The following is a 13,673-nucleotide window of genomic DNA, read 5'->3' on the forward strand; positions in this document are numbered from 1 at the left end:
TGAATTTCTTTTGAAAAAACTATGAGTAAAAATGTTAGTTAACTAAAACTCCAAATTCGGATCCAGCAGCGTAATCTTGTCCATTCTGAGAACTTAAAGCTGTGAAACGGATATATCTTCCGCGAATTGGTTTGTCGAACAAAATTGTTTGCAGTTTAGTGTTTTTCTCGAAAGAACCTTCTTTGATAGGGTTACTCCAATTTTTTCCGTCTAAACTAATCTGAATTCTATAATCTTTTATATTTCCATTAGCTCCATCTTGACGAGGTAAATATGTAAATCCTTTAATCATCTTGAATTCTCCTGCATCAAAATCAACCCAATGAGGATATTGCGCAACAGTGACAGAATACATCGTATGCCAAATAGAGCTTGGATTACGATCTACAAGATTTGCAGCATCTCCTTCTCCAGTTTCTTGACTTGAAGCAAAAACAACTTGTAACGGAATCGTTTCTATTTTAGTAAATTTTGAAGAAACTTTAATGTTCGGATTATTTTTATCCCAAGTAACAATTGTATTCGCATCTCTCAATTTGAAAGGTTCTGTATACTTCGTTTCTTTTCCATTCCCGATTTTGTAATACAAATCTGCATGTTGATTTTGGCTCAAAATTGTAACTTCCCCAATTTTGTTTCGTGTAATAAGAAGTGGAGAATCTCCTGCTCCTTTTACTTTTGCTTGCGTTGAATAATTATTGCTTTGAACAGGACGAATAATAAATCCAAAAGTTGTTGCGTTTGGTTTTACACGATCTTGTTCTAATGGTGGTCCTTGCCCACAACTATTTCCTCCAAGCCCTGTAACACCAGCATCTAAATGCATATACGTTCCATTACTTTTTGGTAATTGATAGAAATGAGGCGTTTGCGTTAATTCTAATTCGCTCCAAGGCAAAACAGAAGTTGACATCAAATCTTTGCTTACAAAAACAACCCCATTTCCAGAAGTATCAGTTAAAGAACTCCATCTAACTTCCTCATTATTACTCATACTTTGCGGATTTGGCCACGGTACAAACTGATCTTTCACTGTACTTTTATGAAATTCAATATTCTGAGCGGTTTTACGATCTGCATAATTATTAATCGGACCGCGTCCGTAATAGTTGTAATTGCTCAAATTTTCTGGTAATTTCAATTCATAACCTAAACGCGCTAAAGCAAGCGATTCGTCATTTGAAGTAATACTTGACGATAATTCGATTGAACCATCTGGATAAATCGTCCAAACTTGATTTGAAGTAAATTTGAAATCATTTTCCCCAAATACTTGGTCTTTGTGTTCTTCGATCTTATATGTTCCAGAAGTACCTCCTAAAAGTGATGCGCTATTTGGCGCTTGTGATTCTACAACATACGATAATACAATTGCGCCATCTTTTCTTGTGTAAGAAGTTGATGATAAAACTTTGTGTTTTAAATTATGTAAACCTTTTTGAAACCATTGCTGATACGCCCAGTTGTCATTATCCATTGGTGCACGATAAGCATCTAATTTTGGACCGTCACCATCTTTAATAATCGTTTGGTTATTATAATTTAAACTATAAATAGTTCCAGTTTGATTATCAAATTTTACAGCGAAACCATTTCCACTAATTGTTTTTAGTTTTTCTGAATCTGTTATGGTAATTTGATTTGTTTTTTGAACTTCTTGAATTGTCGGAATTTGTTCTGCAGCTTTCACAAAAATTTGTTCTTCCATTTGAACATAATCTTTCTTCGCCCACAATTGATCATGATTTTGCTTGAATTGAATTTTTACAAAATACTCTGATGTAGGTTTTAATTTTGATTGATTAATTGGTAAACGAACGATTTGTTTTTCGCGAGGACTAATGATTTTTTTAGGCTCAATAAAAGCTGTACTTCTTTCAATTTCGATTCCATCTTCGTATAAAGCCCATTCTGGCGTGTAATCTTCTAACGAAATGAAATAATTTTTATTAAAAATTTCGATTTCACCATTCAAGATATTTGCAGGTTTTACACCAACATTTTGATAGACTTTTTTAACTTCCCAGTAAGAAGGTTTTTCCTTTAAATCAGCGAAAACTAATCCATTGTTTACAAACGTTCCGTCATTTGGTTTATCCCCGAAATTACCTCCGTAAGCGAAGAATTTTTCGCCTGTCTTTTTATCATAATAATACATTGCTTGGTCAACCCAATCCCAAATAGCACCTCCCATAAAGAAGTTGGTAGATTCCATTGCTTCCCAATAATCTATCAGATTTCCAGCTGCATTTCCCATTCCATGCGCATATTCAGAAATATGGAAAGGATATTTTAACTTATAATTTCCTTGTACAGCACCACGAACCCAATTGATAGAAGGGTATTGATTAGATCCCATATCAACAATTGCATTATTTCGCTCGTATTGAACAGGACGAGAAGTATCAATTTTTTTGATTGCATTGTAGGCTTCAACAAAATTATTTCCAGGACCAGCCTCATTTCCTAAAGACCAAATAACGATAGAAGGATGATTGATTGTTGCATGAACCATCTCTACATTACGTGCCACGTGCGCATCTCTCCACTCTTTTGGATGAGAGATTGAAGCTTCACCGTAGTAATATTGGTGACTTTCTACATTGGCCTCGTCCTCTAAATAAATCCCATATTTGTCGCATAAATAATACCAATAAGGATCATCTGGATAATGTGAGTTACGAACATGGTTAATATTTGCACGTTTCATCAACTTAATTTCTTCTTCCATCAGTTGACGTGTCACAACTTTTCCTTTTTCAGGATTTGTTTCGTGGCGGTTAACACCTTTCAGTTTTACTGTTTTTCCATTTACATAGAAATAACGTCCAGCCAAACCAAACTCATCATCTTCAGCTTTTGTATCTTTAATTTCAACCTTTCTAAATCCTACATTCGTCGAAACTGTTTCGATTGTTTTGTTCTTTACATCTTTTAATTCTCCAACTAACGTATAACGATAAGGACGCTCTGCTGACCAAAGATTTGCATTCTTTAGTTTTAGTTTTAGTTTGTAAATAGATGAAGAATTAGGATTGATTGTAACTGCATCAGAATTGATAATATATTCAGTTGTTGCAATTTTTTCAGTTTCGTCGCTGTATAATTTATTTTGATAAAGTGTATAAGCAATTTTATAACCTTTTGCGACTTTATTTGATAAATTTCTAATATCAGCCGAAATATTTAGTTCATCATCTTTATAGTTATTCGTTACATCAGGAATTACAACCAAATCTCTAACTTGGATTTTCGGTTTTGATGTTAATGAAACTGTACGAAAAATTCCTGGCAATCTAAACATATCTTGTGCTTCTAAGAATGAAGCGTCAGAATTCCTATAGACTTCAACTGCTACAGAATTTTCACCTTTTTTATTTAGATAAGGTGTAATGTTAAATGAAGCTAAATTTCTAGAATTTTTAGAAAAACCAACATATTTTCCATTAATCCATAAGTAGAAAAATGAATCTACTCCATCAAAATTCATGTAAATATCACGTCCATCCCAATTTTTAGGAACATCGAATGTACGTTTATACGAACCAACTTCATTTCTATAAATATATGTTGTCCAATCTTTGTTAGGCTCTCTCATTACACCGCCTTTCCAATCATCAACTTTTACAGCATGCTGAAAAATAACTTTTTGATTGACATAAATTGGAACACCATATTTTAAATCTCCATTTTTCTGAATTCCAAAAATATTCCAACTCATCGGGACAGGAACATCAGCCCAAGAAGAGGTATCAAAATTGTTTTCGTAAAAATTTTTCGGTCTTTCGTTTGGGTTTTTTACCCAATTAAATTTCCAAGTACCATTCAAATTCATCCAATATGGACTATTTTCTGGTAAAAGTTTTACAGCTTGATTTTGATTCTCAAAAGAGAAAAAATAGCTTTTAGGTAATTCTTTGTTGAAGGATAAATTCATTGGCGATTCCCATTCGTTACCGTCTGGAGAATCTTTCGTTCCGTAATTGAAGCCCCCTAAATTATGAGTAAAAGGATTTTCAATTGGCGGATTTATTTGTGCAAAAGTTGTCTGAACAACAAGTGCAGAAACAATAACTTTACTGTATTTTGTTATAAGATTCATTTTTCAATAAGCATTTTTAATCACGTGTTAAACAAATATAGTCTAGATTATTAAATGATTATGCTTATTTGAAGAAGTAAAAATAAGGTGATAAAATTGTAAATAATTGTTTTTTAATCTTATGAATGATTAATGATTTTTTTTCTGAAATAAATAGAATTATAGAAAAATTTTAATTTGATTAAAAGAATTGTTTAAAAAGTATTATTGTAAAAAAAGACCACTTGCAAAAGTGGTCTTTAGATTAAGTTTTCAGCTTAAATTATATATTTTTTGAATTTGCACAGCTGTAATTAACTGGACCATCGTTTGGAATATCTTTTAAAATATCTAATAAATAATCCCAGAATTTTTGTACAGAAGCAATTTCTACTTTTTCGTCAGGAGAGTGAGCACCAGAGATGTTTGGACCAAAAGAAATCATATCCAAACCTGGATAATTTGTTCCAATAATTCCGCATTCTAAACCTGCGTGGCAAGCCACAACTTTTGGTTCTTCTCCAAATTTTGAAACATAAATTCCTTTCATCAATTCTAAAATTTCAGAATGAGTATTTGCTTTCCAACCTGGGTAAGAACCAGAGAATTTAACCTCAAAACCACCTAATTCGAAACCAGCTTTTAATGTTTGTGCTAATGCTTCTTTACCTGATTCTATAGAAGAACGCGTTAAACATAAAACACGAGCGTTTCCGTCAATAACTTCTACGCGAGCCACATTGTTAGATGTTTCTACTAAACCTTCAACATCTGGACTCATTCTGTAAACACCATTGAAAGCTGCCATAATTGTTTGAACAAAAACTTTAGAATCTTGTGCTGACATTGCATCAGTTGCATCAGTTGGTTCTAGTGTAATCACCATTTTAGGTTCTTTCGTTTCATATTCTTCAATAATTTCAGCGCGTAAAGTTTCGTAAGAAGCTTTGAAAGCGTCAACTTTATCTGTAGGAATCACAATTTTAGCCCAAGACTCGCGAGGAATAGCGTTACGTAAACTTCCACCTTCCATATGAGCGATTTGTAAACCAAATTCAGTTGCAGCATTTAATAAACGAGCAATTAATTTGTTCGAATTTCCTAAACCTTCGTGAATTTGCATTCCAGAGTGTCCACCGTTCAAACCTTTTAATGTTAAGGTAAAAGCAGTTCCGTTAGTAGCTTCTGTAGTGTAAGCTTTTGTCGCCGTTACATCAACACCACCAGCGCAACCAATGTCTAATTCATCATCTTCTTCGGTATCTAAGTTCAACAAGATTTTCCCAGATAAGAATCCAGCTTTCAAACCTAAAGCACCAGTCATTCCAGTTTCTTCGTCAATTGTAAAAAATGCTTCAATAGCTGGATGAGGAATATCTTTCGATTCTAAAATAGACATAATTGTCGCAACTCCAATTCCGTTATCTGCACCTAAAGTTGTTCCATTTGCTGTAACAAATTTATCATCTTCAATGTACATTTCAATTCCTTGTGTTTCAAAATCGAATGTTACATCGTTATTTTTTTGACAAACCATATCCAAGTGCGATTGCATGATCACTTTTTTACGGTCTTCCATTCCTGGATAAGCAGCTTTTTTGATTAAAACATTTCCTACTTCGTCCGTTTCGACAGGTAAACCTAAATCTTCACCAAATTTGATGATGAACTGACGTACTTTTTCTTCTTTCTTAGAAGGTCTTGGAACTGAATTCAATGCTGAGAAGTTTTTCCAGATTGCTTTTGGTTCCAAATTAAGAATATCGTTATTCATTGTTTGTTTTTTATTGTTCCTCAAAGTTACGGAATTGCGACAATATAGTTTTATTAAAGAAGTTTTAAATTTTTTTGATTCTCAACCAACCTTTTTATTTTTTTATGAATCATATTATTATAAATGAAAAAATAAAAACGTGATGTAATACGAAAAATACTATTTTTAAATAACACTAATGATTCATGAAGAAATTAACACTATTTACAATTTTGACTTTACTCAGTGCAGTATTGTTGAATGTTTTTGTTTTCAAGAAAACTTTCAATGATGACTCAGAGAAGATAATCGCTGAAACAAATCAATATAAACATCCAATAAATTCGATTGAAATGACTGAACAAAATAATCAGGATTTAGAATTTTTGAAAATGATGTTAAAAGATAATCGTATTGTTTTTTTGGGTGAAGGTATACATCAAGATGGACAAACTTTTAAAGCCAAATCACGCTTGATAAAGTATTTGCACGAAAATTTGGATTACAATGTTGTCTTGTACGAAGCTGGACAATATGATATGTGGATAACCAACCAAGAAATGGAAAAAGGAACTTTAGGTGTTGGAAAAGATTCGATTGCGGGACTTGGTATGTTTAATTTTTGGTGGGATAATAAAGAAACTCAACCTCTAAATAACTATTATTTACAAACTAAGAAAACAAATAATCCAATCACATTAGGTGGTTTTGATATGCAATATTCTGGTGATTTACTGACAGAAATTTTAAATAATGGGTATTTAAGACGTATAAAATTATTAAGAGAGTTTTTAGCGAATCAAAATATATCTTTATATGATTACCCTTTTTTAAATCAAAATATTGATAATCTTACAATTTTTAGATATAAAAAATTTACTGAAGCTACATATAAAAAAAATGAAATTACTCAACTCCTTAAAGAGTTACAATCGATTTCATTACGAATATCAAGGCTTCCAAAAACTGAAGAAACTAAAATCTATTCACGTTATCTGAAAGATATTAAAAACCATATTCAGAAAAATTTGATGTATAAATCTGGAACTAAGGAAAGTATGAATTTTAGAGATTCTTTGATGGTAGAGAATTTAATTTATCAATTGGATTCTCTTTATCCAAATCAGAAAGTAATTATTTGGTCGGCGAATGTACATGCTTACAAAAAATATTATCCGAATAATTTTAAACCATTGGGACAATATATCAAAGAAAAATACAAGAACCAATCGTATGCAATTGGTTTTACTTCGTATGGCGTTTATAATCCTCTGAAACAAATAATTAATACACCTAATAAATATGCGGTAGAGAATGCATTTCATCAACTTAATCAGCCTTATTTCTTTTTAGATTTTAGTCAAATTCCGAATCAATCTGCACTAAAATCTGAGTATTATTCAGTTATAGATCAAGGAATGAATGTAAAAGCAAAATGGAGTGACTTTGTAGATGGAATTTTTTACATCGATGTTAATCAAGAACCAACACCACTAAAAGAAGAGAAATAATGAAAAGTATAGAAATAAAAGATTTGAATTTTAGTTTCGGGTCAAAACAAATATTAAATCAAGTTAATCTTAATGTTCCGAAAGGAAGTATTTATGGCTATTTGGGGCGAAATGGAGCAGGAAAATCGACAACAATAAAATTGCTTTTAGGATTATTGAATTCGAATGAAGATACTATTTTCTTGAATGAGTTGAGTATCAAAAAACATCCTATTAAGATTCATGCTTTAACAGGTAATTTGATTGAAGCGCCTTGTTTTTACACAAAATTGACTGTTTATGAAAATTTAAAATACTTAGATGTAATTTATCAAAAAGGTGAGGAGCGAATTAGTGAAGTGTTAGATTTGGTTGGTTTGTTGTACGCGGAACATTATAAAACATCTGATTTATCGATGGGAATGAAACAACGTTTGGGAATTGCAATAGCGATTTTTCATGATCCAGAAATTTTGATTTTAGATGAACCTCTTAATGGATTGGATGCACAAGGAATTTATGAAATGCGCGAATTGTTTTTGAGGTTGAATGCATCAGGTAAAACGATTTTTTTGTCAAGTCATATTTTAAGTGAATTAGAACGAGTTGCTACGCATATTGGAATTATAGAAGGAGGAAAGATGATTTTTGAAGGCAAAAAAGAAGAATTACTTGGGAATGTTGTTCGTAAAGTTGCTATAAAAATAAATGATGCAGAGAAAGCAAAACAACTTTTTGAAAATGTAATAATTGAAGATAACGTCATGCATTTTGAAATTGAAAACGATGATGATTTTCATCAAAAAATACAACAATTAATTCAGCATAACATTAAAATTTATGATGTTCAGTCTGAAACAGCTAATCTTGAACAAATTTTTATTAACCTAATTCAACACTAAAATGACAAATACATTTTATAAAGCATTTGCTTCCGAACTATATAAATTATCAAAAAACAAAGAAATTTTTGGTGTATTATTTTTACCAACTTTAGTCGTTTTAGGTGTTTTTTTCTATTTAATTTATAAAGTACCAATGGAACCTATTGCTTTGAATCCGTGGTACGGTTTTTTAGGACGATATGTTTTTATGTTTTTCTATATGCTATTTCCAGTTTTAATTGCTGTGTTTGTGCATTCATGTTGCGATGTAGAATATAAGAACAACAATTATAAATTGTTATTTACACTGCCCATTTCACATGCTAAAATTTATTTAGCCAAAGCTTTATTTATTTTAATTATAGTCAGTTTTTCTGTTGTTGGGGCTTATGTGTTTTTTCTATTAAGTGGATATTTATTACAATTTATTTCACCAAATTATGGTTTTCAGAATTTTGATTTTAGAGAAATTGCTTTTTACACTTTTTTCAAATTATGGATTGGATGTTTAGCTGTATCTATGATACAATTTGCTTTGAGTTTATTCTTCAGAAGTTTTATTTATCCAGTAGGTTTTTCTCTATTTGTAACTGTTTTTTGTTCTGTGATTAGTAGTAAAAAGTTTGCAGATTTCATTCCTTATTCAAGTTCTCCAAAATCATTTGATAACTTAATGAATCAAATAGCATCTTTAGAAAGATTAGATTATATCAACCTTATATACAATATTTTCTTTTTAGGGTTGAGTTACTTTATCTTTATAAGAAAGAAAAATCTATAAAGCAAAAAATCCCTTGAATTCAAGGGATTTTTTAATGTATACTTTTTATATTTATCTTGTAGAAGGCATAGGAGATTCTTTGTCTACAACTGGTCTATTTTCGACGTTTGCTAAAATCCAAATTGTATTGAAAGCTAATTTTGTACGACGCGTCAATAAATCATATTCAATTTTGTCTGGTGTATCGCCTGGTTTGTGGTAATCATCGTGCACACCATTAAAGAAGAAAACAGACGGAATGTTATGTTTCGCAAAATTATAGTGGTCAGAACGGTAATAAAAACGATTTGGATCATCTGGCGTATTGTAACGCATATCTAAATTAATTCCTAATCCATCATTTGCTGCTAAAACAGCTTTGTGTAAATCAGAAGACAACATTTCAGAACCAATTACATAAACAAAGTCTCTTGTTTGTTCATTATGTTCGTAGTCTACTCGACCAATCATATCAATGTTAACATTTGCAACTGTGTTTGCAAGAGGAAAAATTGGATGTTCTGAATAATATTTAGAACCTAATAATCCTTTTTCTTCACCAGAAACATGTAGCAATAAAACCGAACGTTTTGGACGAATTCCTTTCTTCTCAGCTTCGCGGAAAATACGACCAATTTCCATTACAGCAACAGTTCCAGAACCATCATCATCAGCACCAGCATATAATTTTCCATCTTTTATTCCTTCGTGATCATAATGTGCCGAAATCACCACCATTTCTTCTGGTTTTTCTGATCCTTTGATGAATCCCATCACATTTCTCATTTGACCTTTTACTCGGTTAAAAGTTCCAGCAGGAATAATTTGGAAATAATTATTATTTGGTCCATTAATTCCTAATTCTTTGTAATAATTAGAGATATAGTTTCCCGCTTTTATTTCGCCTTCAGTTCCAGCATTTCTACCTTCCATATCAGGCGCAGCAATGATGTAAAGCTGTTTTTTTAATTCAGCTTCAGAAATTTTGTCTGTATATTTTACAAGACTCTTTTGATATTTCTCCTGAGAAATTGGTTTTGTAGAATCACAACTTACTAAAGTAGCAGCTAAAGCAATTGCAAATAAAAATTGTTTCATGTTAATTTTTTGAATTAAATTTAAAATTAATCTAACCAAGCAGAATAAAAAAGAAAATTTGAATAAAAAACCAATATTTATACGGATTCTATCCGATTTTGGGATTGTCTTTTTTATATTTGCCCGTTTTTAAATAAATTATGTCACAATTATTCAGAAAAAAATCTGTCGAATCCATTTTAGCAGAATCTGCAAAGAACACGACTACAATGAAAAGAACTTTAGGTGTTCGAGATTTAACAGGTTTTGGTATCGCCGCAATTGTTGGAGCTGGTATTTTTAGTACCATTGGTCGAGCAAGTTTCGAGGGCGGTCCAGCAGTTATCTTCCTTTTTATTTTTACGGCAATTGCCTGTGGTTTTACAGCTTTTGCTTATGCAGAATTTGCTTCGTTAGTGCCTGTTTCGGGTAGTGCGTATACCTATAGCTATGTTGCATTTGGAGAATTATTTGCTTGGGTAATTGGTTGGGCATTGATTATGGAATATGCGATTGGAAATATTGTTCTCGCGATTTCGTGGAGTGATTATTTTACCACCTTGCTCTCCGGAATGGGATTGCATCTGCCAGAATGGATGACAATGGATTATTTCACTGCGAGAGAAGGTTTTGAGTTTGTTTCGAATGAATTAGCGAAAGGTAAAACATTAGAAGGAATTGCAAATTCGCCTTATGCACAAGAGATTCCGAAATATTTAGCTTTCAAAGATGCTCCATATTTAGGATTTAATTTGGTGGTGGATATTCCTGCATTAATCATTACTTTTTTGATTACAGCTTTGGTTTATCGTGGAATTAATGAATCGAGAAAAGCAAGTAACGCAATGGTTGTGTTAAAATTAGCAGTAGTGCTTTTGGTAATTGTGGTTGGTGCTTTTTATGTGAATCCTGATAATTGGAATCCTTTTGCACCGAATGGAATAGGAGGTGTTTTGGCTGGAGTTTCTTCTGTTTTTTACGCTTATATTGGGTTTGATGCGATTAGTACAACTGCGGAAGAATGTAAAGATCCGAAGCGTGATTTACCTCGCGGAATTTTTGCTTCAATTATTATTTGTACTGTTTTATATGTACTTATTGCTTTGGTGATTACGGGAATGGTGCATTATTCTGAATTGAATGTTGGAGATCCTTTGGCGTATGTTTTTGATAAAATTCAAGATTTAAAATGGTTGGCAGGAATTATTGCTTTTTCGGCTGTAGTAGCGATGGCGAGTGTATTTATTGTTTTTCAAATTGGACAACCTCGTATTTGGATGACAATGTCTCGTGATGGTTTATTGCCAAAGAAATTTTCTACCATTCACCCAAAATTTAAAACGCCTTCTTTTGCAACTATTTTTACTGGATTTGTAGTTGGAGTTCCTATTTTATTTACAGATTTGGAATTGGTTGTTGATGCTTGTTCTATCGGAACTTTGTTTGCTTTTGTGTTAGTTTGTGCTGCTGTACTTCGTATGGATGCCGATCCAAATGCGAAAAGAGGAAATTTTAAAACGCCTTTTATCAATGCAAAATACATTATGCCAATTGTAACTGCCGTGATTGTATTTTTATGCGCAACAACATTTAAAGATGATTCGATTGATTTCTTTACAAATAAACCGCAACCTATGCCAGTTGAACATTTTGTAAGTTCGTTATCGCCAAAAGAATTAAAAGATTCTTATGCCACAATTAATGAATTAACAGGATCTGAAATTGAATTTTTGGATGATTATTTGGCACAATTATCTCCAGAACAATATAAATCTACGTTGAGCAAATTACCAGTTTACGAAGATAAGAAGATGGAAAAAGGATGGGATGTTTTCAAACACAAAATTCCAATGATTCTATTCTTAATGATTTATGTTTTTATGGTAGTTAGAACATTTTTCAAAAGAACTTCTATTATTCCGTTAGCTGGTATGTTGTGTTGTTTTTATATGATGGCGCAATTAGGATTGAAAAACTGGATGATTTTCTTGATTTGGATTGCAATTGGTTTAACAATTTATTTCACTTACGGTTATAAACATAGTAAGTTGAGAAATGTTTAAACTTACAATAAACAATAAAAGATCCGATTATAATCATTTATAACCGGATCTTTTTGTTTCTATCAGTTATATTTGCAGAAATTTAACCCTATGAAAAAAATTCTATTGAGCCTGTTTATTTTAGGTTCTTTTTATGTTTCTGCGCAAGATATTGATATAAAAAAAGGAAAAGTTCTATTTGATAAAAAAGAAGTTGTATTAGTTGAAGGAAAAAAACGTGTTTATACGTTGTCAGATATACAAAATAAACCAATTTTATCTATTGAATATAAAGCTGAACCATATCCATATGGTGGTAATAAAATTTGGTTTAGATTGATTGATTTAACATCAAATCAGTCTAATGATTTTGAAACAGATATGAAAGGTTTCTCTTTATTTAATTTAGAAAAAGATATTGTGAAAACCTTTTCAAATGGACAATATAAGATTATTACTTCAAATGGAATAGATCAATCTATTGTACAACAAATTTTGCAACTTGATAAAAGAGATATACAAGAGGAATATAATAATGAAATTTTAGATTATAATAAATTATTAGATGAATTAACAGAATTAGTGAAATCTAATGGGATTTATTTTGACAATAAAGGAATTATATATCAAAATAACATTAAAATTGGACAAATATTGTATTCTCCTTCTGGATTTTCTGTAGATAATTATACTTTAGTTGAAAATAATAATTATAAAGTAGGTGAATTTGGAGGAAATTCTTTAGAAATTAGTGACTTAAATAAAGTTTATTCATTAAAATTAAAAGAATTAGAAAACCCATTAAAAGATAAAAGTTCAAGAGATATAAAGAATAATAAATTTTTTACCCAAATTGTAGGATTTGCTTTAAAAAATGGTTTTGCTTTAAATACTCAACTTCAAATAAAAAATTCAACAGAGGAAAGGGTTGATTATCAGAATAAAATTGCAGAAGCTAAAGCAAATTCTTCCAATTTATATGATGTCCCAGGTTTTCTTATTGACGAAAAAGGAAATAAGGTTGCTGGTAAACTTTCGATTAATTTTGAAAATGCAACAAGTAAAGTTGAAAAAAGCAATATAGAATCTTTACCTGAAAATTACGGTAAATCAGTTTATGTAAAAGCTGTAAATGAGAAAGGGAAAGAAAAATCTACACGATATAAATCAAACACAGGAGCAAAATTCTGTACAGATTCAGGAGATTGTTATATAGGTTTGAAAACGATTGGTAATGTTTTTAATTCAATTGGAAATGTAATGAGTTTAAGCACTGATTTTTCATATTTCTATAAAATTTTAAATGAAGATAACGGATTTCTTATTTTAGAAGAACCGTCTAATAATAAACTTTATATAAAAATACCTAATCAAGAAAAAGCGCTTTATTTAGGAAATAATAATGATGATAAATTGGAAAAAAATTTCAACGAATACATAAAATGTAGTTTAAATGTGACGGATTTTGACTTAAAATCTGTAGATGGAATCAAAACCTTTTTTGAAAAATATAAAACGACTTGTAAATAGTATGAAAAGCGATTCAATTTTGAATCGCTTTTTTTATTAAATTTATTTTCTCAAAT

Annotated in this window: 8 protein-coding genes; 5 read left to right on the forward strand and 3 right to left on the reverse strand. The window is 31.0% G+C overall.

Annotated features, from left to right (window positions below):
- Positions 1–34: 34 nt before the first annotated feature.
- Together ACTS9J_RS07395 and ACTS9J_RS07400 are read right to left on the reverse strand one after the other, a co-directional pair.
- A complete protein-coding gene (locus ACTS9J_RS07395; RefSeq protein ID WP_448353083.1) occupies positions 35–4,102 on the reverse strand; it encodes a glycoside hydrolase family 2 TIM barrel-domain containing protein in 4,068 nt (1,355 codons plus the stop codon).
- A 262-nt stretch (positions 4,103–4,364) separates the two neighbouring features.
- The gene (locus ACTS9J_RS07400; RefSeq protein ID WP_219034212.1) at positions 4,365–5,855 is read right to left on the reverse strand and encodes an aminoacyl-histidine dipeptidase; all 1,491 of its coding nucleotides are present in this window, start codon (positions 5,853–5,855) and stop codon (positions 4,365–4,367) included.
- Positions 5,856–6,040: 185 nt separating this feature from the next.
- Here ACTS9J_RS07400 and ACTS9J_RS07405 point away from each other — a divergent pair, with 185 nt between their 5' ends.
- The 3 genes from ACTS9J_RS07405 to ACTS9J_RS07415 are packed head-to-tail and all read left to right on the forward strand — an operon-like array spanning position 6,041 to position 8,989.
- Positions 6,041–7,345, forward strand: a complete 1,305-nt coding sequence (locus tag ACTS9J_RS07405; RefSeq protein ID WP_291047075.1) for an erythromycin esterase family protein — start codon at positions 6,041–6,043, stop codon at positions 7,343–7,345.
- Positions 7,345–8,226: an ABC transporter ATP-binding protein gene (locus ACTS9J_RS07410; RefSeq protein WP_286495568.1), complete on the forward strand. Its 882-nt coding sequence runs from the start codon at positions 7,345–7,347 to the stop codon at positions 8,224–8,226. The genes ACTS9J_RS07405 and ACTS9J_RS07410 overlap by 1 nt, the downstream gene beginning before the upstream one ends.
- A 1-nt stretch (position 8,227) precedes the next feature.
- Entirely contained in the window at positions 8,228–8,989 is a 762-nt protein-coding gene (locus ACTS9J_RS07415) for an ABC transporter permease (protein WP_286495567.1), read from the forward strand.
- Positions 8,990–9,040: 51 nt separating this feature from the next.
- Here the strand turns inward: ACTS9J_RS07415 and ACTS9J_RS07420 are convergent, their stop codons facing one another.
- Positions 9,041–10,066 carry a M28 family peptidase gene (locus ACTS9J_RS07420; RefSeq protein ID WP_448353084.1) on the reverse strand — a complete coding sequence of 342 codons (1,026 nt, stop codon included), beginning with the start codon at positions 10,064–10,066 and terminating at the stop codon, positions 9,041–9,043.
- A 140-nt stretch (positions 10,067–10,206) separates the two neighbouring features.
- Here ACTS9J_RS07420 and ACTS9J_RS07425 point away from each other — a divergent pair, with 140 nt between their 5' ends.
- Positions 10,207–12,108, forward strand: a complete 1,902-nt coding sequence (locus tag ACTS9J_RS07425; RefSeq protein WP_448353085.1) for an amino acid permease — start codon at positions 10,207–10,209, stop codon at positions 12,106–12,108.
- Positions 12,109–12,198: 90 nt separating this feature from the next.
- A complete protein-coding gene (locus tag ACTS9J_RS07430; RefSeq protein ID WP_448353086.1) occupies positions 12,199–13,617 on the forward strand; it encodes a hypothetical protein in 1,419 nt (472 codons plus the stop codon).
- Positions 13,618–13,673: the final 56 nt, after the last annotated feature.

The organism is Empedobacter sp. ULE_I140, assembly GCF_053482575.1.

What these genes read in the sequence shown, in the direction of transcription:
- ACTS9J_RS07395 (WP_448353083.1), bottom strand. Translation starts at nt 4,102, where the DNA reads ATGAATCTTATAACAAAATACAGTAAAGTTATTGTTTCTGCACTTGTT.
- ACTS9J_RS07400 (WP_219034212.1), bottom strand. Translation starts at nt 5,855, where the DNA reads ATGAATAACGATATTCTTAATTTGGAACCAAAAGCAATCTGGAAAAAC.
- ACTS9J_RS07405 (WP_291047075.1), top strand. Translation starts at nt 6,041, where the DNA reads ATGAAGAAATTAACACTATTTACAATTTTGACTTTACTCAGTGCAGTA.
- ACTS9J_RS07410 (WP_286495568.1), top strand. Translation starts at nt 7,345, where the DNA reads ATGAAAAGTATAGAAATAAAAGATTTGAATTTTAGTTTCGGGTCAAAA.
- ACTS9J_RS07415 (WP_286495567.1), top strand. Translation starts at nt 8,228, where the DNA reads ATGACAAATACATTTTATAAAGCATTTGCTTCCGAACTATATAAATTA.
- ACTS9J_RS07420 (WP_448353084.1), bottom strand. Translation starts at nt 10,066, where the DNA reads ATGAAACAATTTTTATTTGCAATTGCTTTAGCTGCTACTTTAGTAAGT.
- ACTS9J_RS07425 (WP_448353085.1), top strand. Translation starts at nt 10,207, where the DNA reads ATGTCACAATTATTCAGAAAAAAATCTGTCGAATCCATTTTAGCAGAA.
- ACTS9J_RS07430 (WP_448353086.1), top strand. Translation starts at nt 12,199, where the DNA reads ATGAAAAAAATTCTATTGAGCCTGTTTATTTTAGGTTCTTTTTATGTT.